We start from the raw sequence: 21,489 nt of genomic DNA on the forward strand, positions 1-21,489 counted from the left end.
TTAGATTGGAAAATATTATAATGAGAAGATAATTTTAAAGGTAAGCTCCTTTTGCATAGAAAGAAGATGACAGCTTGAAAAACTATCAGATTTATTTGGTTCTGACAGGTGTTATGCTCATTTGGGGACTAAATGTGTCGGTGCTTAAGATTCTTGTCGAGCATTTTATGCCTGTGACGATTACCGCGTTACGAATTTTCACTGCTGGCGTCTGCGTATTATTGATTCTGGCAATCTCCCAAAAAATACGTAAGCCGTCAAGTCAAGAGCTTGGGTATATCATTGTCGGAGGTCTATTAAATGTTGTTGCCCATCATTTATTTTTAGCAACAGGCCTGGCAAGAACAACGGCTACAAACGGAGGATTAATTCTCGGACTCGGCCCCCTCATTACCGCCTGCTTTGCGTTGATCTTTTTAAAGAGATTTCCAACACGACTTCAGCTGATTGGATTTGTACTGGGCGGGATTGGCATTAGCTTTACCGTGCTTGCTGGCAATAAAGAGATTGGCGATATTAACTTGGGTGATTTTTATGTGTTTCTGTCGATTTTAGCTCAAGGTATGAGCTTTATTTTAATTAAAAAGGCTTCAACTACCTTGGACCCGCGCCTCTTAACAGGGTATATGCTGATCATTGGCTCATTCATTCTCTTTTTGCTCAGTATCGTGATAGAGCCTGATGGTCTCAAAACACTTGGTGGGGCGCCAGCCTATGTTTGGGGCGTATTTTTCGCTTCAGCGATCCTCGCTACTGCGCTTGGACATTATATCTACAACTATGCAATCGGCCAAACCGGACCGGCTGAGGCTGCAATTTTTTTGAATTTAAGTACATTTTTTGCATTGCTTGGATCAGCAGTTTTCCTTGGAGAACAGTTCTATCCTTCCCACTTCGCCGGCCTTATTCTGATTGTCTCAGGAGTAGTATTTGGATCAGGGGCAATGGAGGATTTGATAAGAAAAAGACGACGGCGCATCAAAGTTTCATAGAAACTGAAAGCTGAGGCTGCCTCAGATTTACAGGCAGCCGCATTCAGGTGCGAAAATTTCATTTTAAATAAACTTTTTAATCCCGATAACGATACCTGCCCCAACTAAACTGAGCAGAGAATAAATGAAGGCGTAAACCACTAGGGTAGAATCATAGGATAACCTTTGAAATGTAAGCATTAATACCAGACTCAGAATAAAAATAATAAAAGGTATCCACTTCCACCACGTTGGGGCAACCAAACAAAAAATAATGCCAAACAGAAACATAAAAACGGGATTAAACAATAATAGTATTTCAAAAGTATTCATTTAAGTTCCCCTTGAATGTCTTTTATATAAAGCTTCAAAAATAGCAATACAATCAAAAAACGTCTTATCATACTTTCCGTTATCCTCTACCGACCAACTTGTCGAAAGCACAGTGTGGGCATATCCCCATAGCAGCATTTTTTCCTTATCTAAGCCCAGTTCTTCAGTGAATATATCGATTCGCCTCTCAATGACTTCGGGCCGATTTTCAGCGGGCAAGCAATTCAGTAAAATTAAAACGATATCATCGCGCCGCGCTCGTCAAACACTGAATCGGGATTCCATGCCAATTCCCAGAGATTATTTTCCGGATCAGCAAAATAGGCAGTTCTGCCTCCCCAGGCGGCCCCGCTTGGTTCGCGAAGGATTTTCCCGCCGGCTTCGCGTATTAATTCGATTGTCAAGTCCACTTGTTCTGGTTCGTCAACGTTGATTGCGAATGTAATAGCAGAATAAGACTCTGCTGGTTTAGTAATTTCTACCCCTGCGTCTTTTTGTAAATCCCCAATCGGAAACAATGAGAGCAGAACCCCCGCCGTCTTGAACACAGCATAATGATCAGAGCTAATGTCCGTTTCTTCCCACCCTAACCGCTGATAAAAAGCCCTTAAATTCGGCAAATCCATTGCGCCTATCGTGATCAAACTTACTCTTTGCGGTACCATCCCTACCACTCCTTTAAATTTACTTAACTACGCTTTAATAATACCAAAAATAGACAATGTTCTGTTACTTTTTAGTTAAAAATACCACAGCTTCTAAAGCTGTGGCAGACTCAAATTTGCATTCTTATTTATTATGACTATATAACTTAAATATAACATTTTCCAGCTATCTTTCGATGAGCTAAGAGAGCGGGTGCTGTTATGGCGCATGAAGGACAAATCTCATTCGAAAAATAGGAAAAGCGGTCTTCATAGGGCGCATGAAGAACAAATCTCACGTGGAAAATAGGAAAAGCGGTACTGCATCAAAGATTCACCAATGCAGTCCATAAGAAAGTTGCCTAATTTTTAAACTCAACCAGTTCAATTTGATTGCCGGATGGATCTTCGATAATCGTATACCGGCCGGGCGGACATGGTTTTGGTTCCTCGAATAAAATTTTGACGCCTTTAGATTTTAAAACCTCTATCTCCTCATCTAAATTCTTGGCGATGAGTCCAGGCAGGACATTGTTCTGCGAATTTGCTTGAATGCCCTCGGTTTCTTCCAAAACAAGCGGCAATCCCTCGTGCTTCAAGCTGACAAGCTTTTCCCCATAATGCGTAGCCACCTCAAAACCTAATGCCTCAGTATAAAACGTGATCGCTTCTTTTAAGTTGTGGACACGGATCGTTAATACCCCGATTTGATTTAACATACTTTCTCCCCTTTCTTACTCTAAATATATTGGAAATAAATAAGCTAGAATTCTTTTAGTTTGCTTTATTGCTATCCTTTTCAAATAACAACAACGGCAAATTGATCAGAATCGGCGGATCGTATGGCAGCGGTTCCCTCAATTCTATATTCACTTCTAAACTAGAATATTCCTGTACAGTAACCAGCTCTGATTTTCCCCGCAATGCATTGTCATATACAAAGTAGAGCCGGTGCAGCATATGACGCTGTCCGGCTCCTTTTTTGAGGTCTATTTCAGAAAAGCATTGTAGTACCTCGTCATAGCGACGGCGAAATCACCGCGTGTTACGGTTTGCTTCGGGCTGAACGTCGCTGTGACGGTTGGTTTTAAGTCATACGGCCCCTGCGACACTGAGAACTTGGCATTCAGGATATTTAAGTCTAAAGCGAGCTGGACATATCCTTTAAGTTCGGCTGGGATGTCCGCCGCATCCTTAATGGCGATTCTTTCGTCTTTATACTGAACAGTCACTTCACCTTCAAACGCTTTTGCCTCATTTTGCAACCCAAGGATCTGGACTAATGAGTAGGCTAATTCCGCACGGGTCACAGCATCCTTTGGCGCGAACTTTCCGCTCGCTTTTGGCAGGATGACGCCGTTTTGGATGTGCTTGTTATCTGCGAACGCGGCACCTTTTGCAGCGGTTGCTTCGGCAAAAGGCAGATCCTCACTGGCAACATCAAAAAATGTTTTTTGTCCGACGGCTGGCAGTGATTGCCGGATTTCCGCACCCATCACGAGGTATTTCGCCAGCTCTTTTCTCGACAGGGCTGAATCCGGTTTGAATGTTCCATTTGAATATCCGTCAAACAATCTTTCGCCTGCGCCAATTTGAATCGCCGCCGCAGCCGGATGGCCGTTTATGTCATTCAATCCGGTAAAGCCGCTTACCTTTGTGAATGCCAGAGTACCTTTGACGGTCTCAGGAAGTGCTGCTCCGACTGGATTCACTTCATTGCCCCTCAGTCCTCTTATTTCGGCTTTCCATGTACCAGCTGCCGGGGAATTGACAGAGACAGTGCGATCGTAGTAGAGCGGGAACAACAAACTCACGCCCGAGCTGTACTCCGTACCATCCGGGGCAATTAACACGAGATTGATCGGATTTCCCGTTTCCTCCAGCAATCCTTTTCCATCGACCTTGGCTGTAAGGCTTGTTAGCCCTTCTTTTACGGTAAATTCGTATTGATTGGTCGAAACGAATGTCAATGGATTATAGTCTACTTCAAATTCAGTCCGTTCTGTGGACGAGTTCACATTGCTGTTAAAGTTCTGAAACATGTTGACGGTTTTTCCGTAAGCTTTGCCGTTGAAGGCTTTGTCAACAGCTGCATATGCATTGACATAGCCGGCACCGGCCTCCCATGTCTCATAGCCTGGCATGTTGGTAGCTGTCTCTTGTAAAATTTGTTTCACTTCCGCAGGAGAAAGCTCAGGATTTACTTCAAGAATGAGCGCGGTGATTCCGGCAACATGCGGAGTCGCCATCGAAGTTCCGCTCATATGCGTGTAATACGGCAAATGGGCCGGACTGAGTACTGCAGCATCTTGATCAGCGGACAGACTTGATACCGGTGCGATGACGCGTGTTGAAATGATATCAACACCAGGTGCAGTTATCGCGGGTTCATCCTTCCATGTCCATTCCTGGCCGTCGATCGTAAACTTTCCGCCAACACCTTTCGTTCCCCGTGAAGAAAAGTCGGCTAATGTACCGTCTTTAACACCTGCTGCAACCGAAATGACCCAAGGCGCTTTTGCATAAGGGTTATGCGTGTTCTCACCGGGCCCTTCATTTCCGGCGGCAAAAAGGACTGTAATTCCGCGGTCGTACGCTTTTTTACTGGCAATATTGATTGGATCATTCGGATCGAAATCCCCTGTCGATCCCCATGAATTTGTAATGACGCGGATATTGTATTGCTGCTGATGGGTAATCGCATAGTCAAAACCGCCGATTCCATCCAAAATGAACAAAGCAGCGCCTGATCCGTAACCGATCAAGTCGGCTCCCGGAGCAACACCTTCATATTTGCCTGAAGACATCGCGCCCGTGCCCCCGACCGTTCCGGCAACATGCGTTCCATGGCCTGAATTCGTATCCGTGTTCGGCACGTTTTCCTGATAAGTAATCGGCAGCAGTTCTGGGGCAAGACTATTTAAGTTCGTCGAAGCCATCACGTTTTGCACTAAATTCCTGCCTAACTCATGGTCTTTGTGAGTTCCATCGACGCCGCTGTCATTGATGACAACCCCGATTCCTTTTCCGGAAACAGGCAGCCCGTTATTGGCTTTTCGAAAAGAATCATCAGTTCGGACTTTATCCACACCGGTGACATCCGTAGCTTCTTCGTTAAAATAAGTGAGTTTCTTATTTAAATAAATGGAACGGACTTCATCGTGCGTTGCCAATTTTTCGATCTGATCTCTTGTTGCGACAACACCAGCGATCGGCAGCGACTTCATTGTGATACCTGTGTCAATTCCAAGTCCCTTCAAAAGGTTAAGCTGCGATGATGTTGGTGCCCCATCCCCATCAAAGCTGACAATGACCTGCAGGCTGCTTTCGGTTTCCATTGCTTTTTCAAGAAGCGGGTCAAGAACTGCCTGGCTTTCGGTATTTGCTTGAACTGCCCTATTTTGACTGGCAAACGCGGGAAAGAATAGAATTAACGCAAACAAGACAAGTAACCATCGTTTCATTTTCGTTCTCCTCTCATTTTTAAAAATAAATAATTATAAGTCTATTATCTATTAAAGGGTGTCAAAGTGAATATTCCACAAAGGTTATAAAATTGAAACCCGGAAGGAGTATTCTCCTATCGTACAAAAGTTATAGACCGATAGTTACGAGGTATAGTGCCCCGGATGGTCATATTACAAGCAAAGCGCCTTAATACCGAATTCGGTATCGAAGGCACTTTGATCAGATTATTTTATGCTAAAAGAAGCTTGCACTGCTTTATAAGCATTAATATACCCTGCTCCAACTTCCCAGTTCTGATACCCTTCCATAGGAGTTGCTGTTTTTTGCAGAATATCCTTCACTTCTTTTGCAGACAGGAGCGGGTTGGCGTCAAGCATTAAAGCGATAATTCCGGCCGCATGCGGGGCCGCCATCGAAGTTCCGCTCATCGTCGTATAATATGGAATGTAAGCAGGCTCAATATACTGCACATCGTCTGTGGCGCCAAGTGATGCTATTGGCGAAATTACCCTGGTCGAAATAATGTCAACACCAGGAGCGGTAATCGTCGGACGGTCTTCCCAAGTCCACGTTTCCCCATCAACTGTGACTGTTCCGCCATTTCCTTTTTCACCTCGCGACGAAAAATCAGCCAACGTTCCTGATTTAGTACCGGCTGCCACCGCGACAATCCATGGGGCTTTTTTATAATTTCCCGAGATTGTTTTTTGTTCGGGACCCGAGTTTCCGGCGGAAAATACTGTGACAATCCCGCGGTCATACAACCTTTTTGTTGCTACGTTAATTGGATGATTCGGATCGAAATCGGTACCCGCATCTCCTGTATCTCCCCATGAATTTGTAATGACGCGAATATTGTATTCCTGCTGGTGTGTAAGGGCATAGTCAAAGCCGCCAATCGTATCGAGCATCGCCAGACCGGCACCTGAGCCATAGCCAATTAGGTTTGCGCCGGGTGCAACTCCTTCATACTTGCCGCCTGACATTGCACCAGTTCCGCCAACAATGCCGGCAACATGTGTTCCATGCCCGGAATTGTGATCAGTGGAAGGAACGTTTTCTACATACGTAATCGGCAATAACGTATCAACCGCATGGAGATTCGTTGAACCTAATACATTCTGGACAAGATGATCACCAAATTGAATATCTTTATGGAGGCCATCAACCCCGCTATCATTGATGACAACTCCGATGCCTTTACCGGAAACAGGCAGCCCGCCGTTTAGCTTTCTCATCTTTTCATCTGTGCGAACCTTATCTACCCCGGTTAAATCGGTTGCTGCCGCATTTTCATATGCCAGTTTTTTATTATAATAGATCGATAGAACCTGATCGCTTTCGGCAAGCTGTTCAATCTGCCCTTTTGTCGCGAGAACACCGGCGATCGGCAGGCTCTTGAAAGCTATCCCTTTCGTAACCCCTGCATTTTTTAAAAAATCAAGCTGGCTCGCAGTTGGTCCACTCGTCCCCTTAAAGGTCACGATCACTTCAATGGGCCCAGTCGCATTGGATAGAGCCTCCGTTATGCTGGAATCTAGTTTAGCCGAGTTTAATTCAGTTGCTTTTGAGGAAGTTCCCGGGATCATTGCTCCGAAAATAACTGCCACAAACAAAAGAAATGATATTAAGGCTGCTCTAATTTTCATCCATTTCACTCCCAGTTTGAATTTTAAGCTTTTAAAAATTATCTCATGTGCGAAGCCGCTTCACTATTCTGCAGAAGGGGTAAATTCGTTGCCCTGTAGTATTAACTTACTTACTACTAAAGTAGTAGGGCATGTTTAGATTGGGAGTTGGTGATCGATTTTAAAAGTTGATGATAGCAGCAGAAAAGTTGATGATAACGGGGACAAAGTTGATGATAAATGGTGCGAAGTTGATGATAAATCCAAAGTTGACGATAACAGGGAAGAGGTTGACGATAAATGGTGCCAAGTTGACGAAATGGTGCCAAGTTGACGATAAATGGTGCCAAGTTGATGATAAAATTAACAAAGTCGATGATAAAAGTAGCGAAGTCGATGATAAAAGTAGCGAAGTTGATGATATTTCTAAAAAGCCAATAAAAAAGGGCCCCTGGTAAATTCAGGAGCCCGGCGGCATTGGCACAAGCTGGTTCTGGACCGCGTAAATAACTACCTGGGACCGGCTTTTCACATTTAACTTCTTGAAAATCTTGCTGACATGAATTTTAACTGTTTTGTCGCTGATAAACAGCCGCTGTGCAATTTCTTTATTGCTTAAGCCTTCGACAAGACAAAGAAGAACTTCCTTCTCTCTTTCCGTTAAGCTGGAATTTTCTGTTTCAGTTTGCTTTTGCTGGTGAAAGGAAAGCAGCTTTTTTGTCATTGACGGGTGAATGACTGACTCCCCCTTCGCCACAGTGCGGATTGCCGCGACAACTTGATCGGATGGTGCATCTTTTAACAAATAGCCGTCGGCTCCTTCACGGATGGCAGACATGAAAAACTCGTCATGGCTATGCATCGTCAAAACCAAAACTTTGATATTGGGATATTGTTTTTTAATAATCGCAGTTACTTCGACCCCATTTTTGTTTGGCATGTTGATATCCATTACAACGATATCCGGCTTGATGATGCCAATTTTTTGCAGAGCATCATCCCCGGAAATCGCTTCGCCGACTACTTCTATATCGTCTTCCATCCCTAAAATGTTGCGGAGTCCGTCTCTTAACACAGCATGGTCATCCACTAGCATGAGCCTTATCAACTGAATCTCCCCCTTCAAACCCCATTTTTGGTACTATAAGTGTAACCTCTGTCCCCTCTCCTTCCTTGCTGTCTATTTGAAGCGAAGCATTGATTTTATCCGCGGCATCGTTCATGTGCAAAATGCCAAAATGCGGTTGGTTTCGGGCTTTAAGCATTGCCTGGAAAAGCGAAAAACCGTTGCCGTCATCTTCTATTTTCAGTAAAATATGCTCTGTTTGATAGCTCAATAAAATCTCGATACCTGAAGCCCTTGCATGCTTTATGCTATTTTGCAGGCTTTCCTGAAACGTATCAAACAATACTTTTTCTACCATCGGGCTGAGCTCCAGTTCTTTGCCCCTAATTTCAAACTGGATATTCTGCCCATGCTCCTGCTGGACAGCTGCAATCTTTCTCGTGATCGCGGTGACAAGCCCGACCCGCTCAGTAGGATAAGGCCGCAAAGCATAAATCGATTCGCGAACTTCCTTTAAACTTTGGCGCAGCCTCATCACGCTGGCTGTTATTAATCTTTTTGTCTCATCAGGGTTCTTGTCGAATTTTTTTTCGGCTGTTTCGAGCTTCATGACAGCTCCGGCAAGTGTTTGTGCCAACCCATCGTGAATATCGCGGGCGATCCGGTTGCGTTCCTCGAGAACAATCCGTTTTTCTTTTTCAGAAAAAAGCATTCTTGTCTTCATTATAACAGCAAGCTGATTGGACAGCGTCGCAATCGATTGAACATCGTCATCCTCGAAGCTTTTCGTCCTGCTCTTGCCAACGATAAACATGCCGACTGTTTCATTTTCGACAACGAGCGGGGAGTACATGAGCGCTTTAATATCCCGATCGAAAAACGAATCCGCTATTCCGGCCTGCTTTTTGCGATTGGCGTAAATCAGCGGTTTTTTTATCTCCTCAAACCCGACAATCATTTCTGGGGACAATTCCAGATTACCATTTACTCTCCCGTCCTCGATTTCCCGTTTCCACACTCCATTCTCTTTAATCCAAAGAAGGCTGGCTTCAACATTAATGAAGTCATTAAAACTGTTTTTTAACGTTAACAACCATTCTTTTGCGGGCAGGTGTTGATTTAACTCTGTTGTGATTGAAAAGAGTGCCTTCATCCGCCGTTTTTCTTTTTTGAGCCTTACGATCGTCGAGCTTAACAGGGCAATGCCCACCAATGGTGAAAAAAAGAAAAAATAAGAAAAGAAATCAATTTCGCCGCGGTTTTGGCTGCCAAGCAAATACAAAAGCAGTCCATAGGCTAACGAGAGCGTGATACTGATTAGCTCTGTGACCATTTTTTGATTCCAATCCTTGAGCGGATATGGCTGCGGACGAATCATCAGAACGAAATCGACAATCGTGTTATTAATAATAAAAAACAAGATTAATAAAGTGCAATATTCAATGATTCCTAAAAGAGTATTTGATTCAATTCCACTTGGTAAAAAAACGCTGAGGAACGACCAAAGTTGTTCCGCTAAAAATAAGCTGACAACAAGCTGGGCGGGATTAAAAAAAATGATTCTTAAAGGGCGGCGCTGCAGGATATTCACTGACAGCACAACAACAGCGTAGATGACAAGTGTGTATGGAAGTCCATAGAGCAGGTAAAGCACGTAAACGAGCGGGAAGGTAATTGCGGTAAAGCCTCTCCAAACAGGCATTGGATAGTATTCGCTTATGAATAAAAATACAATCAGCAGCAGCATAGGAACCAAATCTGTTGGTCGATCAAAATAAAACAACTGGCAAAGAACGGTTACCCAGCCAAGAAGCGAAATGGCCGAAAGAAACAGCTTCGAATAACTTTCCCTTTTTTCAAAAAGTGCCAGGCTACTCACACCGACACCCCCTTTATCATGAATATTCTGTTAAATTGATTCTATCGATATCAGCAATAAAACACAAATTAAAAAACCCAGACTGGTCGAATGGCAGAGCCGCTGACCAATGCTGGGCCAAATCCCCTAAAGGATTTTGTTGGTGTTCATTATGGCAAAGACTGACCATCTTTACTATTCATCGAACGGGTTATCTTTTATAGTACAAAAGTTTTATCAACTGCAGGGACTTAAGGCAAGAATGGTTCCTGCTTTATAAGTGTTTATGATACATTTAAAGTGATCTTAATGGAAAAATTTCAAGAGGAGGACCGGAAGTGGCCAATATCAAGGAAGTGGCAAAAATCGCCGGTGTATCAGTTACGACGGTTTCCCGCGTCTTGAATAATCACCCGTACGTGAAGGAAGATAAGCGGAAAACTGTTTTGGACGCAATTAAAAAGCTTGATTATATCCAAAATCTGAACGCAGTAAATCTGGCAAAAGGGAAAAGTTATACGGTTGGCGTGATTCTTCCTTTTATTAACCATCCCCACTTTGGTGATATCGTCCAGGGGATTGCCAGTGCAGCACTTGAGCATAATTACCGGTTTATTATGTGCCAGACAGATTACAAGGCTGAAGAGGAGCTTAAATTTTTGCAACTGTTAAAAATGAAGCAAATTGATGGGGTTATCATTTGCTCAAAAACGAGCAGTTGGGACGAAATTGAACCGTTTTCGCAATTTGGCCCGATCGTAGCCTGCGAAGATACGCGCGGAGCCGCTATTTCTTCTGTGTTTATAGATCATTATGGAGGCTTTAAACTTGGAATGGACCATCTTATTTCGAAAGGCCATCGCAAGATTGGCTACTGCATCGCAAGAGGGCACAGCTTCAACAGCCGCCAGCGAAAAAAAGCCTATCTGGATGCGTTAGGAGAAATCGGAGCGAGCATTCACAATGATTGGATGTTTGACCAATGCATCTTTATAGAAGATGGCATAAGGGTCGTGCATGAGCTTCTTCACATGAAGGACCGGCCTACTGCATTGCTGGTCGCCTGTGACCAGGTTGCAGCAGGGATTGTAACCGAAGCGCGGAAACACGGAATTAGAGTGCCGGAGGATCTAGCTGTTATTGGTTTCGATAACCACCCAATTTCAAAAGTACTTGATATTACTACAATTGAGCATCACAGTGTTTTGCTAGGACAAAACGCTTTTAACCTCGCTTTCTCATTAATTGCTGACAACGACAATAAAGTGGAAAAGGTCGAACTTCCTTACAAGCTAATCGTACGTTCAACTGCTTAATGTTATATCCAGCCATTAATAGAAAACAAAAGAAGACTGTTCCATCGTAAGTGGATTGCAGTCTTCTTTGGGTGATAGTCGTACGGTGCGCCAAATGCTCACACAATCTTCCCGATCGGCGTTTCAAAAATTTTGTCTTCCAATCTATCCTTTGCCACCGACAAATTCCGCAGACATTCTACCTTCACCTTATCATCACAGATAAAATCGTTTAAAAGCTCGTCTTCCAATCTTGAATAGGCCGCAGAAATATAGTCCTTGCCCATTTCTTTCAGGCTTATAACCGCTGTGTATTCAAGTAGTTCTCTTTCAAAATATTCGACCGTACCAAACAAAACAGTCAACTTCATCTCCGCCTTCCCTCTCATTTACCGCCACGAAAATGGCGAACAAAAAAAACCATCCAAAAAAGATGGTGGATGCTTTATATTAAAGGAGACAAACCTTTAACAGCAGCAGCAATACCCGTTCCTTTTTGGCAACCCGACTATCATAGCTTACGCCTTAGACTCGCGGCTTTGCGTCCTTATTTTTCAATAAGTTTGCCTTTAACATTTCGTTACTTTTATACTAAAACCAATTGTGCGTTTTTTCAATCTTTTTCGGCAAATTTCTTACATTTTCGCACAAATTTAGTCATATTTTACTAGTTTACTTTTAAAAAAAACAACCTTAAACAAAAAAACAGCCTTGAAGCATTTCGCTTCAGGCTGTTTTTTTCGGCACGCCAATATCACTTCATAGCAGGCGGCTGAATTGGCGGTCCTGACGGTTCTTCAGTAGCTGCATGTGAAAGCTGCGTTTCACCTAAACTGATTACACCTAGACTCAGCAAAGCAAATAATCCAACAGAACAAAAAGTACCCAACAATTTTCTCATTAATTTTTCCCCCTTAACTGGTTTTTTCTAAATATTTAACTGCCTTTTTATGCATGCCGATTTCCCGGTAATGCAATGAAAGCAGGTGGTAAAAATGGCTCACATCATCCATATACTCACTGTTCTGTTCTAGGTATGGAATCACCTTAGTTTCTAAATATTCAATCGATTTTTCCTTCGAATCAATAGCAGTTAAATAATATCGCGCCAATATTTGATACTTTTTTATGCTCAATTGGGCCGACAGTTGCGATAGTTCATCGAAAGTTAAGTGTGCTTGCTCCATGTCTAGTAAAGAATAATAGATTTCTCCGACAGAATACAATGTGATCAAGTATTGACTCGATTGTTTACTCTGTAGAGCCAAGCTTTTGTTATAATATTTTAAGGCTTGCTCCAGATTACCCATTTTCCACTGAAGAAACCCCATATTATGATAGATTTGCGAAAGAAGATGCTGGTCATTCAACATTTCTGCATTCCGAATCAGATGCTTAAAGCAACTTAACGCCTCATCATATATTTTCGAATTCGTATAGTTGATGCCAAGCAACATTAATGAATGAAGAATTCTTTTAAAATTATGCTGATTCATGAATAATTGTAATGCGTGTTTGCCGTAATGGATCGCAAAGCTGGATTGCTTAAGCGAGCTTTTTACGAGCGCCCGATGGTATATAAGTTCACCTGTAGCAGACTCAGAATTCTTATCTGTAAGCAGCTGGTCGAATGCCTCATCCGCTTTCTTAAACTGCCCCTTTAATATTAAAAATAACGCATTATAGCTTTGATATAAATAGTTCTCATTTTGGGAAAAATTTCTTGTTTGTTTCTTTAACATATCACGCTGCTGCTCTGCTTCGACGAGGAATCGCTGAAATAGTTGGTATCTGTATTTAATAAGCTCATACTTATATAAGTATGACGAAAAAGGAATGATATTCTCCAGATCGGAGAGCTGTTCAAAGAGTTGCTGGGCCTCGTCTTTAAGATAAAAATCAATTTTATCCTTAAGTTCATTCAAGAGGAAACCGATTAATTGTTCTTGCTCACTTATCTCAGCGAGACTAATATTTAATCTGTTTAGCAGAAGCATAATTGTTTCTATGTTCGCATCTTTAGAATTGTGTTCAATTTTGCTTAAATGCGAAACAGAACAAATTCCTGCGGCGAGATCCTTAAGCGTCAGCTTTTTTTGCGTACGGTAAAATTTAATCAAAGGTCCGTATTCCATCAAAGCCACCACCTTTGCTTTTATAATAATTATAACAAAATTTTCAAAATATTCACTTAAAAAGTGGTAAAAATGCCGATTTAAAGAAACTGGTCAGAACAGAAGGGCTTATCACTTCCATCGTTTACCCCGAAAAATTTAATAGAAACATCGGAAAAACGCCTGGATCACAAGTATCCAGGCGTTCTTTTATTATAAACTAGTTTGCCAGACAGTTATCTGGCGACAGCCGGTAATCCTGACATTATTTTACCCTTGCAAATCCGAATCCGGATGCATAATCATCACCTGTTGCTGCACCGGTTCCGCCTTTAATGTCGTACTGTTTTGCGCGGTTTTGCAACTGTGCACGCAGTTGCACATGGCTTAAGGTTGGGCTTGCAGACCATATTTTCGCAGCAAGTCCGGCGACATGCGGTGTTGCCATTGAAGTTCCGCTGATTGTATTATAGTTGCCATCATACCAGGTAGATTCGATAGCGCTTCCCGGTGATGAAATTTCAACATCACGTTCTTGAATCACATAGTCTCCATCTGTGTTCGGGTTCCCTCGTGATGAGAAATTGGCAACCCGGTATGTGCCATTTTGCTGGACATTTTCAAGAGCGGCGACTGCAACCGCGTTTACCAATGCTCCCGGGTAACCGATTGTATTGCTGTTCGGACCAGAATTCCCTGCAGCAGCAACGACTAGCACGCCTTTGCTATATGCGTAATCAACTGCATTTGAAATAAGTGTATCTTTCGCGCTAGAACCCAGTGACATATTGATGACTGCCTTTGAACCTGTTCGGGCTGCTTCATCTGCAACATGGCGAATCGCTCCTGCTATGTCATCAGAGTATCCTGAACCACTGTCAGTGAGCACTTTATATGCCCAAAGCTCGGCTTCCGGCGCTACACCGTAGATGCCAAGCCCGTCACTTCCTCCATTTGCAAGAGCTGTTCCGGCGACATGTGTGCCGTGGCCGTTCCGGTCTGTACAGCTGCCATTTACTAATGGTGAAGTTTGCGTGAAATCTTTGCATTGCTCAACGTTTTGGACCAAATCAATATGGTTTCGATTAACACCTGTATCGAGAACCGCCACTTTAATTCCATTTCCGCCGCTTGTTCTCTGGATGGCACTGTCGTTATAGATTGCTTGAATTCCCCAAGGTGTCTGATCGCTTGGCACTGTTGCTGCTGCTTTAATCGGTGCAGTAGCCTGAATTTCAACTTCCGGGACAAGCTCAACTTTTAAGTTCTTAATTTTTTGCAGGGCTTGATATTGCTGGGCATTTACAGTAGTTGTGAAGCCCTCACTTCCGAAATCCCAGCGTGCACCGTGCTTGTCTTTCATTTGTTTGACCTGTGCTGTTTGGACAGCAGGAGCATGAATTAAAACTCGATAAGATTGCTGGCTTTCTGCTTTTTCTGTAGCTTGTCCAAAAGCCGCCGATGAAAACATTGAAAAACCCATTGCTAAACTTAAAACTGCCGCGCCTAGTATTCTTCTTTTTTTCATACCCAATACTCCTCTCGAATTTTAATAGCAGCATTTGCTGCTGCGATTTAAGTATATTTATAATATTCTGAATAAATCAACCTATATTCACTAATAAAAAGTTGGGAAAATTTTTGACAATCCGGAATTTTTCTATATATTTCCATATGATAATAATAAATTCAAGGAAAATTTCGTTTCTTCGAATTAATAATCTTCTTGTAAAATGTAACTGGAAGTAGTAAAATTTCATGATATGACTGCAGGTCATAGTTAAATTTAAAGATTAGGTTTTTTTGCTGTATGGCAAAAATAAGCTTATAAATGATCAATGAAAGAGGGGATAAGATATATGTCATCGCTGAAGGAAAATCGGACGCCGCTGGTGCTTTTAATGGTCAATATGTTTATTGCGATGGTTGGTATTGGGTTGATTATCCCTGTATTGCCTATGTTCCTTGATGAATTTGGTGTTGGCGGCCAGGCGATGGGTTACTTAGTTGCCGTTTTTGCATTGACCCAGTTCCTGTTCTCACCGATTGCTGGAGAAATGTCGGATAAATACGGACGGAGACTTCCAATTATTGTTGGCCTCGCTGCCTTCACTATTTCACAGCTGATATTTGCAGTCGGGACAGAGATTTGGATGCTGTTTGCCTCGAGGCTGTTAGGCGGTGTTGGGGCTGCTTTTATGGTTCCGCCGATGATGGCGTATGTCGCCGACATCACAACAGAGAGAGAACGGGGGAAAGGGATGGGTTTACTCGGTGCCTGCATGTCACTGGGATTTGTCATCGGGCCCGGGATTGGCGGATTCCTTGCTGAAGTTGGCATAAGAGTCCCTTTTTATACAGCAACCGTTATTGCCGGCATCGCAACTGTTTTATCGCTGTTCTTTTTGCCGGAAACACTGTCAATTGAAGAACAGCAAAAGGCCAGATCCGCGGTTCGCCAAAAAGAGAGCATGCTTCAACAACTGAAAAAATCGTTTAAAGCACCATATTTTATGCTGCTTATCCTCATTTTCTCGATGACATTCGGACTTGCCAACTTTGAAGCAATTTTTGGGCTCTACGTTGATGATAAATTTGGTTTTACCCCTAAGGATATTTCAATCATCATTACAGTCGGCGCATTAATTGGTGTTATTGTCCAATCGATATTTGTCGATATCATGCTGACCAGGTTTGGTGAAAGGAACGTAATGTACTGGACATTCTTGATCTCTGCGGTGTCCATGCTCGTACTTCTGCTCGCTGATTCTTTCTGGTCTATCTTAGCCGTTACGCTTGTATTCTTCACAGCAACATCACTCGTAAGGCCTGCACTGAACACATTACTTTCGAAAATGGCAGGAAACGAACAGGGTTTTGTAGCCGGGATGAACAATATGTATATGAGTATCGGAAATATGGTCGGCCCTGCTCTTGCCGGGATATTGTTTGATGTCAACATCCACTATCCATATGTGACAGGTGCGATCATCCTGTTCATGAGCTATTTCATGCTGTTAAGCTGGAAGGACCGCAGCCAGGGTCTGGCCCAGTCAGAGTCGGTCGGGAAATAACATTCTTTTAAAAAATCCCGGAGCGGATTTTGCTTTTCGCGGATATATTGAAATTTTCGCGGATATATCAAAAGCTTTCGCGGATATATCAAATTTTCCGCGGATATATCAAAACTTTTCTTCGCGGATCTATTATAATTTGAAAGCGAAGGCCAAATCGTTCTGATTTGGCCTTCGCTTTTTCTGTCCAACTATACAAAAATCCAATTTACAATATAGAAAACCCGGCCCCATCGGTGCCGGGTTTTCCAAATGCCACTATATACTTATATCCCGTTTCTGGAAAAAGACAAAGGTAATCACCAAAAATATCGCGTAATAGACGGCAAGAATAGCCAGTGATATTGGTAATGTGATGTCATCCAAAATCGTATCCTGGAGGGTGTAAATCGTTAAATCCAGATGCGGGAAAATCAAGAATTTCACCCATTCATACTTTCCGGCTAGAACGATCAGGATCCCACCGATCGATGAAGAAAAGAATAATACAAAAATTCCGATGCCGACAGCGAGTGCCTGGCTTTTAAACAATGTCGACAGCATAAAGGCAATCGTCATAATCACCAATAAACCAGGTAAAAAGTAGAGCGTCTTGAGCAAATATTGTGTTCCTACCACGGCTTCCTGTTGTCCTTCAATGCCCATTTCAAATATTTTCGTATCAAATGCACCATTTCCGAATAAAATCAATCCGATCAAATATCCTGAGACAATCAGGGTTAGCATCAATAAAATCGCATAAATAATCACTGCAATATACTTTGATAATAAAACGGCCCATCTGCGGTGCGGGCGAATTAGCAGCTGTTTGATCGTCCCGTCGGAGAATTCCGCTGAGACATTGGCGCTGCAGACAATGACAACGAACAGCGTCACTAAGGATCCTACTCCAACGACTACTTCATTCATAAAGTGCCAATTTGTTTTTTCATTAGGATTAATATCCTCGTCCAAGTACTTCTGGTTTTGGTCGATTTGTTGCTGTGCCCACTGTTTTTCTCCTTCAGGAAGCCCCTCCACATCCTTCTCTAACTGTTGATTTTGCATTTGCAGTTCTTCACGCCAGTTTTCGTTTGGCTCCGCATTTATTCTTTGGTATACGATTCCGCCAATCAAAACGGCTAGTACGATAATAATCATATAAACCCAGCTGGCTTTTTTCTGAAAAATTTTCATAAGCTCATTGCGTATCAAATTAATCATAAGCTTTGCTCCTTTTGATCCTTGTTGGTTAGTTCTAAAAAGCGATCCTCCAGTGTTGCCTTCACACTGCTGATCCCATATACATCAATATTATTTTGAACGAGTATTTGATTCGCCCTGGCGATCGTCTCTCTCTTTATGTCAATCGTGAATTCCTGCCCTTTTGATGCCTTAACTTCCTTTATCAATCCATTAGTCTTTAAAAGTTCAACCGCATTCTCAACATTTTCAACCTCGAAGATCACATCGCGCAATTCTTGTTCAGACCCTTCAACACTATCATTCATGTTTGAAATATGGGTAAGCTTTCCTTTATCGATGATCGCAAAGCGGTTGCACATCAACTGCATTTCTGAAAGTAAATGTGATGACACCAACACTGAAATTCCCTGGCTCGCCAATGAATGGAGATAGTCCCTGAATTCCCGAATTCCTTGAGGATCGAGCCCATTCGTCGGTTCATCCAATACCAACAAAGACGGATTATGTAAAAGCGCCTGTGCCACCCCTAAGCGTTGCCGCATCCCAAGTGAATAAGTTTTTACTTTATTATGGATAGCGTTTTTTAAACCTACTAAATCAATTACTTCTTCAATTCTTGATTCAGGTATTTCCTTGTCGGCCATTCTTGCATAGTGAATGAGATTTTTATAACCGCTCATATATTTATAGAATTCCGGATTTTCAACAATAGCGCCAATCTCACTCATCGTTTCCTTGAAGGCTTCATCAAGGTTATGTCCATTAACGATGACATGGCCGCCTGTCTGGTTTATCAGACTGACAATCATTCGGATGATCGTCGTTTTACCGGCCCCGTTTGGCCCTAACAAGCCAAATATCTCTCCTTTTTCAATGCTAAAGCTTACATCGTCAACAATCGTCTTCTTTCCGATTCTTTTCGTTAACGACTGCACCTCAAGTGCATACTGTGCCATACGTTTCCCTCTTTTCTGTTAAAATGAACTCGCCTTAATGGTATACGATTATGAGGAAAAAAAGTTGCAAAATGTGTAGAATTTCTATTCGGGATGTTCAATTTTGCCATATAACCTTAATAAAAAATCGGAAATTTTAGCCATTGCATCGTTTGGTTTCCTATTTCTGATCATGACATTAACTTATCTGTCGGCAACAGCCTGGTTGCTTTAGTAAAACATTGGGTAAAAACCATGCCCACCATGCATATACCTCTAAAAAGGAGGTAATGAAGTGGCTGAAATGTGGGTGATCACAGTTGGTTTTATTATATGTTTAGGTTTATTTGGGGGGATGTTCGTTTATTTCTTAAAAAGCGCATTAAACACCGAGGACTCGAAGCGGATCGACCGCTTGCCTGGACAGGAAAGAAAAAAATAAGTTTCATTTTCAAAAAAAGAAGGCTGAATCATGTCCCAGCCTTCTTTTTTTTATTTAAGATTTGGAAAATTCAGCAGCCAAATTTTCTTATTTAGCTGGCACAGCATCACTCCGCGAAAAAGCGGTATTTACTTTTTGGCAATTTGGGCAATAAAAGCTTTTTCTCGCAGCTTTTTCTCCCTTTTCTATAGCAGTGCCACAGCGGGTGCAAGGTTCCCCTGCCCGATCATACACATTGAAAAGCTGATTATAACCACCCGTTTTTACGTCTCCAGCAAAAAGCGGGTGATCCATATACCCTCCAGCATTCGTTGCCCTTGAAAGCACTATCTTAATTGAATCATAAAGTCTGCTTATCTGCTCTTCCTGTGACACCACCCACGGCTGAAGCCGTGGGCTTCTTTTCTTGCTATTACCTTGCTTATTTCAGGTATAGCCCCTTCCGGAGAAGGACCTAAAGCAGAGGCAAGGATACGGCAAGCAACATTTATTGGAGAAACAGTCCAATAAAAGGGCGGTGTCGTGCCTACTACGCCTTCCTCCAGGCGATACTTTATCACTTGTTTCCTTACATTTTTTTTACTGTTAGGTACCTTTGGTACCAAACGGGTTGTCGATACAAAACATCGACCGATTTTGTCTCCATCGCGAATCTTTTCCGGCATATATTTTGTGCTCCGTTCACATCCCGATGGATTTCTGTATTGTGTACAGAACATTTAAAGTTGCGGCCATTGGCTTTATGCCTTCCACCGCAATTGGCAACCTCTCGATCGGTTCCCGCCAACTGTATCATATTATTTTTTTTCGCTGGATTATTGCAACTGCTTCGCGCCTTCTGCACGCTGAATTAAAAGTTTTTTGATTCGTTCATCAAACCCGATCGGATCGCAGAAGATAAATTCCATGGAGCTGTTCGATTGCTCAAATGCTGCTATTCTTTCTTCTACTTCTGACTGAAAACGCCCTCCAAACAATAAATAAGGAATAATATATACCTTTTGAAATGATTGTTCGTGCAGCTCTGCCAGCTTTTCAAGAAAATATGGGGGATTTATCAAATATCCAACAAGCGATTTCGTTCCAAGCTCCTCACCAAGAAAACACGAAATCGCCTCCATCTCTACAGCTGCAACAGGGTCAGGGCTGCCATGGCTTACCAGCAAAACAGCTTCATTGCCATCATGGGCATACATTTTACTGGCGAGACGGTCTTTAAGAATATCGATGATAATCGGATCAACTCCAATCGCTTCTCCACATTTGAATACAATCTCAGGATAGATGGCTCTTGCACGTGCTATTTCTTGCGGGATCCCTGAGTTGGCATGAATGCCTGGTAAAAGCAGGACAGGAATAACTGTCACCTCAGTAGCACCCTGTCTTATTACATTTTCAACTGCCTGCAGGATGGATGGCTCCGCCCTCTCATAAAATGAATAGGCTTTAATGGGCGTATTCAGACTTTCCATTGCCATTTCGATAAAATCAATAAACTCCTGGTTACCTGCCCCAGTGCGACTGCCATGTCCTGCAAAAATAACTGCCTCCATGATTTCCTCCTCTGTCCGGCCGTTCTTTATTTGATCTGATCACATTCTAATTTGGCAAGACTACTTTCCTCCATTGTAAATTCTCCAAGAATATCTTTATATGAGTTTCCTCACATACCACGCTAATTTGTGAATAATTTCACAAATTAGTCAAAAAAGGGACCGCTCCCTGCTTGAGGAACGGTCCCTGCAGCAACAAGCCAACAGCGCTTGTTTCTCTCTTAGACTATTTAACGTGGATAAATAAGCTTCCGCTTTGTTTAAAAGTCTTTACTATTAAAACTGTCGCGGACTGAAGCAGGGTTGTTGGATGTGAGATGCTCATTATTTGATAGATATGCATTATCTCTATCCATTCTGCCAGTGCCGGTTACTGTGCCGTCCATTGATCTCATATCGGTCTCATCAAATCCGGCTCTGCCCATCTTTGCCGATTCACCATCAACGAGTACCAAAATTTTTCCTGCTTTCACTTCAGACTCATAGTGACCAGCCTCGTCCTCGGGAATCCCCATTCCGATCAGCGCACCGGTCAATCCGCCGGCCCCGGCTCCTACCGCAGCTCCTGTTAAAGTAGCGGTAATTGGACCTGCGGCGATAATTGGTCCGACTCCCGGAATTGCCAACGCACCGACACCTGCCAACAAGCCAGCCAGGCCGCCAAGCGCTCCGCCCGTTGCTGCCCCGGCAGCAAGGCCTTCCTCTGCTTTTGTGCCCGTTGCTTCTGTTACTTCGTCAACTTCATCATCATGTTTACCAATAACCGAGATCTCTTCTGAGCGATATCCTTGCATCTTCAAATCTTCAACAGCACGAATCGCTTCTTCATGTGTATCGTATACTCCGACAATGTGTTTTGTTTGCTCAGCCATATTTTATTCCTCCTTTTTAGTTGGAAAAGCTGTACACCATAAAAATACCCG

The 21,489-nt window shown here is 42.7% G+C and carries 22 protein-coding genes and 1 riboswitch; of the genes, 5 read left to right on the forward strand and 17 right to left on the reverse strand.

The genetic code is table 11. From position 1 onward, the window contains the following. Positions 1-74: 74 nt before the first annotated feature. Positions 75-992, forward strand: coding sequence for a DMT family transporter (locus CVD23_RS04495; protein WP_101579116.1), 918 nt, complete (start codon positions 75-77; stop codon positions 990-992). 545 nt (positions 993-1,537) lie between these two features. Here the strand turns inward: CVD23_RS04495 and CVD23_RS04505 are convergent. The 5 genes from CVD23_RS04505 to CVD23_RS04525 all read right to left on the reverse strand — a co-directional run bounded on the left by CVD23_RS04505 (position 1,538) and on the right by CVD23_RS04525 (position 7,065). Further along, entirely contained in the window at positions 1,538-1,969 is a 432-nt protein-coding gene (locus CVD23_RS04505) for a VOC family protein (RefSeq protein WP_101665325.1), read from the reverse strand. A 341-nt stretch (positions 1,970-2,310) separates the two neighbouring features. Beyond that, positions 2,311-2,667 (reverse strand): VOC family protein, encoded by a 357-nt coding sequence (locus CVD23_RS04510; RefSeq protein ID WP_101665326.1) that lies wholly within the window; start codon positions 2,665-2,667, stop codon positions 2,311-2,313. 55 nt (positions 2,668-2,722) lie between these two features. After that, the gene (locus CVD23_RS04515; RefSeq protein ID WP_101665327.1) at positions 2,723-2,908 is read right to left on the reverse strand and encodes a hypothetical protein; all 186 of its coding nucleotides are present in this window, start codon (positions 2,906-2,908) and stop codon (positions 2,723-2,725) included. A 29-nt stretch (positions 2,909-2,937) separates the two neighbouring features. Beyond that, on the reverse strand, positions 2,938-5,412 hold the full coding sequence (locus tag CVD23_RS04520; protein WP_101665328.1) for a S8 family serine peptidase: 2,475 nt from the start codon (positions 5,410-5,412) through the stop codon (positions 2,938-2,940). Positions 5,413-5,640: 228 nt separating this feature from the next. Then, positions 5,641-7,065, reverse strand: a complete 1,425-nt coding sequence (locus CVD23_RS04525) for a S8 family serine peptidase (protein ID WP_101665329.1) — start codon at positions 7,063-7,065, stop codon at positions 5,641-5,643. A 212-nt stretch (positions 7,066-7,277) separates the two neighbouring features. On the opposite strand from CVD23_RS04525, the gene CVD23_RS04530 reads away from it, so the two are divergent. Continuing rightward, positions 7,278-7,502 carry a hypothetical protein gene (locus tag CVD23_RS04530; protein WP_142382883.1) on the forward strand — a complete coding sequence of 75 codons (225 nt, stop codon included), beginning with the start codon at positions 7,278-7,280 and terminating at the stop codon, positions 7,500-7,502. 2 nt (positions 7,503-7,504) lie between these two features. On the opposite strand, the gene CVD23_RS04535 is transcribed toward CVD23_RS04530, so the two are convergent. Together CVD23_RS04535 and CVD23_RS04540 are read right to left on the reverse strand one after the other, a co-directional pair. Continuing rightward, positions 7,505-8,152 carry a response regulator gene (locus tag CVD23_RS04535; RefSeq protein ID WP_101665331.1) on the reverse strand — a complete coding sequence of 216 codons (648 nt, stop codon included), beginning with the start codon at positions 8,150-8,152 and terminating at the stop codon, positions 7,505-7,507. Next, on the reverse strand, positions 8,127-9,989 hold the full coding sequence (locus CVD23_RS04540) for a GAF domain-containing sensor histidine kinase (RefSeq protein WP_101665332.1): 1,863 nt from the start codon (positions 9,987-9,989) through the stop codon (positions 8,127-8,129). Before CVD23_RS04540 ends, CVD23_RS04535 begins: the two co-directional genes overlap by 26 nt. A gap of 317 nt (positions 9,990-10,306) precedes the next feature. Here CVD23_RS04540 and CVD23_RS04545 point away from each other — a divergent pair, with 317 nt between their 5' ends. Continuing rightward, positions 10,307-11,284, forward strand: a complete 978-nt coding sequence (locus tag CVD23_RS04545; RefSeq protein WP_101579425.1) for a LacI family DNA-binding transcriptional regulator — start codon at positions 10,307-10,309, stop codon at positions 11,282-11,284. A 98-nt stretch (positions 11,285-11,382) separates the two neighbouring features. Here CVD23_RS04545 and CVD23_RS04550 read toward each other — a convergent pair whose 3' ends face one another. The 4 genes from CVD23_RS04550 to CVD23_RS04560 form a co-directional block, all read right to left on the reverse strand. Beyond that, the gene (locus tag CVD23_RS04550) at positions 11,383-11,634 is read right to left on the reverse strand and encodes a hypothetical protein (RefSeq protein ID WP_245917555.1); all 252 of its coding nucleotides are present in this window, start codon (positions 11,632-11,634) and stop codon (positions 11,383-11,385) included. Positions 11,635-11,758: 124 nt separating this feature from the next. Continuing rightward, positions 11,759-11,841: riboswitch (cyclic di-GMP riboswitch) on the reverse strand. A gap of 176 nt (positions 11,842-12,017) precedes the next feature. Further along, entirely contained in the window at positions 12,018-12,164 is a 147-nt protein-coding gene (locus CVD23_RS21805; RefSeq protein WP_180955533.1) for a hypothetical protein, read from the reverse strand. Between the two features lie 13 nt (positions 12,165-12,177). Then, the gene (locus CVD23_RS04555; protein WP_101665333.1) at positions 12,178-13,398 is read right to left on the reverse strand and encodes a helix-turn-helix transcriptional regulator; all 1,221 of its coding nucleotides are present in this window, start codon (positions 13,396-13,398) and stop codon (positions 12,178-12,180) included. Between the two features lie 244 nt (positions 13,399-13,642). Then, positions 13,643-14,905: a S8 family peptidase gene (locus CVD23_RS04560; protein WP_101579423.1), complete on the reverse strand. Its 1,263-nt coding sequence runs from the start codon at positions 14,903-14,905 to the stop codon at positions 13,643-13,645. 331 nt (positions 14,906-15,236) lie between these two features. On the opposite strand from CVD23_RS04560, the gene CVD23_RS04565 reads away from it, so the two are divergent. Beyond that, the gene (locus tag CVD23_RS04565; protein ID WP_101579461.1) at positions 15,237-16,451 is read left to right on the forward strand and encodes an MFS transporter; all 1,215 of its coding nucleotides are present in this window, start codon (positions 15,237-15,239) and stop codon (positions 16,449-16,451) included. A gap of 258 nt (positions 16,452-16,709) precedes the next feature. Here CVD23_RS04565 and CVD23_RS04570 read toward each other — a convergent pair whose 3' ends face one another. After that, positions 16,710-17,654 carry an ABC transporter permease subunit gene (locus CVD23_RS04570; RefSeq protein WP_101665334.1) on the reverse strand — a complete coding sequence of 315 codons (945 nt, stop codon included), beginning with the start codon at positions 17,652-17,654 and terminating at the stop codon, positions 16,710-16,712. Then, positions 17,651-18,592, reverse strand: a complete 942-nt coding sequence (locus tag CVD23_RS04575; RefSeq protein ID WP_101665335.1) for an ABC transporter ATP-binding protein — start codon at positions 18,590-18,592, stop codon at positions 17,651-17,653. Before CVD23_RS04575 ends, CVD23_RS04570 begins: the two co-directional genes overlap by 4 nt. A gap of 274 nt (positions 18,593-18,866) precedes the next feature. On the opposite strand from CVD23_RS04575, the gene CVD23_RS21810 reads away from it, so the two are divergent. After that, positions 18,867-19,013 carry a hypothetical protein gene (locus CVD23_RS21810; RefSeq protein ID WP_180955537.1) on the forward strand — a complete coding sequence of 49 codons (147 nt, stop codon included), beginning with the start codon at positions 18,867-18,869 and terminating at the stop codon, positions 19,011-19,013. Between the two features lie 87 nt (positions 19,014-19,100). Here the strand turns inward: CVD23_RS21810 and CVD23_RS04580 are convergent, their stop codons facing one another. The 4 genes from CVD23_RS04580 to CVD23_RS04595 form a co-directional block, all read right to left on the reverse strand. Further along, positions 19,101-19,307, reverse strand: coding sequence for a zinc finger domain-containing protein (locus CVD23_RS04580; protein WP_101665336.1), 207 nt, complete (start codon positions 19,305-19,307; stop codon positions 19,101-19,103). A 274-nt stretch (positions 19,308-19,581) separates the two neighbouring features. Further along, on the reverse strand, positions 19,582-19,809 hold the full coding sequence (locus tag CVD23_RS04585; RefSeq protein ID WP_257987985.1) for a transposase: 228 nt from the start codon (positions 19,807-19,809) through the stop codon (positions 19,582-19,584). 19 nt (positions 19,810-19,828) lie between these two features. After that, positions 19,829-20,566, reverse strand: a complete 738-nt coding sequence (locus CVD23_RS04590) for a sirohydrochlorin chelatase (protein ID WP_101579465.1) — start codon at positions 20,564-20,566, stop codon at positions 19,829-19,831. Positions 20,567-20,826: 260 nt separating this feature from the next. Continuing rightward, a complete protein-coding gene (locus CVD23_RS04595) occupies positions 20,827-21,438 on the reverse strand; it encodes a general stress protein (protein WP_101665337.1) in 612 nt (203 codons plus the stop codon). Positions 21,439-21,489: the final 51 nt, after the last annotated feature.

The sequence above is a fragment of the Bacillus sp. V33-4 genome (genome assembly GCF_002860225.1).
GTDB classification, from domain to species: domain Bacteria; phylum Bacillota; class Bacilli; order Bacillales; family Cytobacillaceae; genus Bacillus_BJ; species Bacillus_BJ canaveralius.

What these genes read in the sequence shown, in the direction of transcription:
- CVD23_RS04560 (WP_101579423.1), bottom strand. Translation starts at nt 14,905, where the DNA reads ATGAAAAAAAGAAGAATACTAGGCGCGGCAGTTTTAAGTTTAGCAATG.
- CVD23_RS04580 (WP_101665336.1), bottom strand. Translation starts at nt 19,307, where the DNA reads ATGGATCACCCGCTTTTTGCTGGAGACGTAAAAACGGGTGGTTATAAT.
- CVD23_RS04585 (WP_257987985.1), bottom strand. Translation starts at nt 19,809, where the DNA reads ATGATACAGTTGGCGGGAACCGATCGAGAGGTTGCCAATTGCGGTGGA.
- CVD23_RS04555 (WP_101665333.1), bottom strand. Translation starts at nt 13,398, where the DNA reads ATGGAATACGGACCTTTGATTAAATTTTACCGTACGCAAAAAAAGCTG.
- CVD23_RS04595 (WP_101665337.1), bottom strand. Translation starts at nt 21,438, where the DNA reads ATGGCTGAGCAAACAAAACACATTGTCGGAGTATACGATACACATGAA.
- CVD23_RS21805 (WP_180955533.1), bottom strand. Translation starts at nt 12,164, where the DNA reads ATGAGAAAATTGTTGGGTACTTTTTGTTCTGTTGGATTATTTGCTTTG.
- CVD23_RS04590 (WP_101579465.1), bottom strand. Translation starts at nt 20,566, where the DNA reads ATGGAGGCAGTTATTTTTGCAGGACATGGCAGTCGCACTGGGGCAGGT.
- CVD23_RS04550 (WP_245917555.1), bottom strand. Translation starts at nt 11,634, where the DNA reads ATGAAGTTGACTGTTTTGTTTGGTACGGTCGAATATTTTGAAAGAGAA.
- CVD23_RS04525 (WP_101665329.1), bottom strand. Translation starts at nt 7,065, where the DNA reads ATGAAAATTAGAGCAGCCTTAATATCATTTCTTTTGTTTGTGGCAGTT.
- CVD23_RS04520 (WP_101665328.1), bottom strand. Translation starts at nt 5,412, where the DNA reads ATGAAACGATGGTTACTTGTCTTGTTTGCGTTAATTCTATTCTTTCCC.
- CVD23_RS04570 (WP_101665334.1), bottom strand. Translation starts at nt 17,654, where the DNA reads ATGATTAATTTGATACGCAATGAGCTTATGAAAATTTTTCAGAAAAAA.
- CVD23_RS04565 (WP_101579461.1), top strand. Translation starts at nt 15,237, where the DNA reads ATGTCATCGCTGAAGGAAAATCGGACGCCGCTGGTGCTTTTAATGGTC.
- CVD23_RS04510 (WP_101665326.1), bottom strand. Translation starts at nt 2,667, where the DNA reads ATGTTAAATCAAATCGGGGTATTAACGATCCGTGTCCACAACTTAAAA.
- CVD23_RS04575 (WP_101665335.1), bottom strand. Translation starts at nt 18,592, where the DNA reads ATGGCACAGTATGCACTTGAGGTGCAGTCGTTAACGAAAAGAATCGGA.
- CVD23_RS04530 (WP_142382883.1), top strand. Translation starts at nt 7,278, where the DNA reads ATGATAAATGGTGCGAAGTTGATGATAAATCCAAAGTTGACGATAACA.
- CVD23_RS04515 (WP_101665327.1), bottom strand. Translation starts at nt 2,908, where the DNA reads ATGCTGCACCGGCTCTACTTTGTATATGACAATGCATTGCGGGGAAAA.
- CVD23_RS04505 (WP_101665325.1), bottom strand. Translation starts at nt 1,969, where the DNA reads ATGGTACCGCAAAGAGTAAGTTTGATCACGATAGGCGCAATGGATTTG.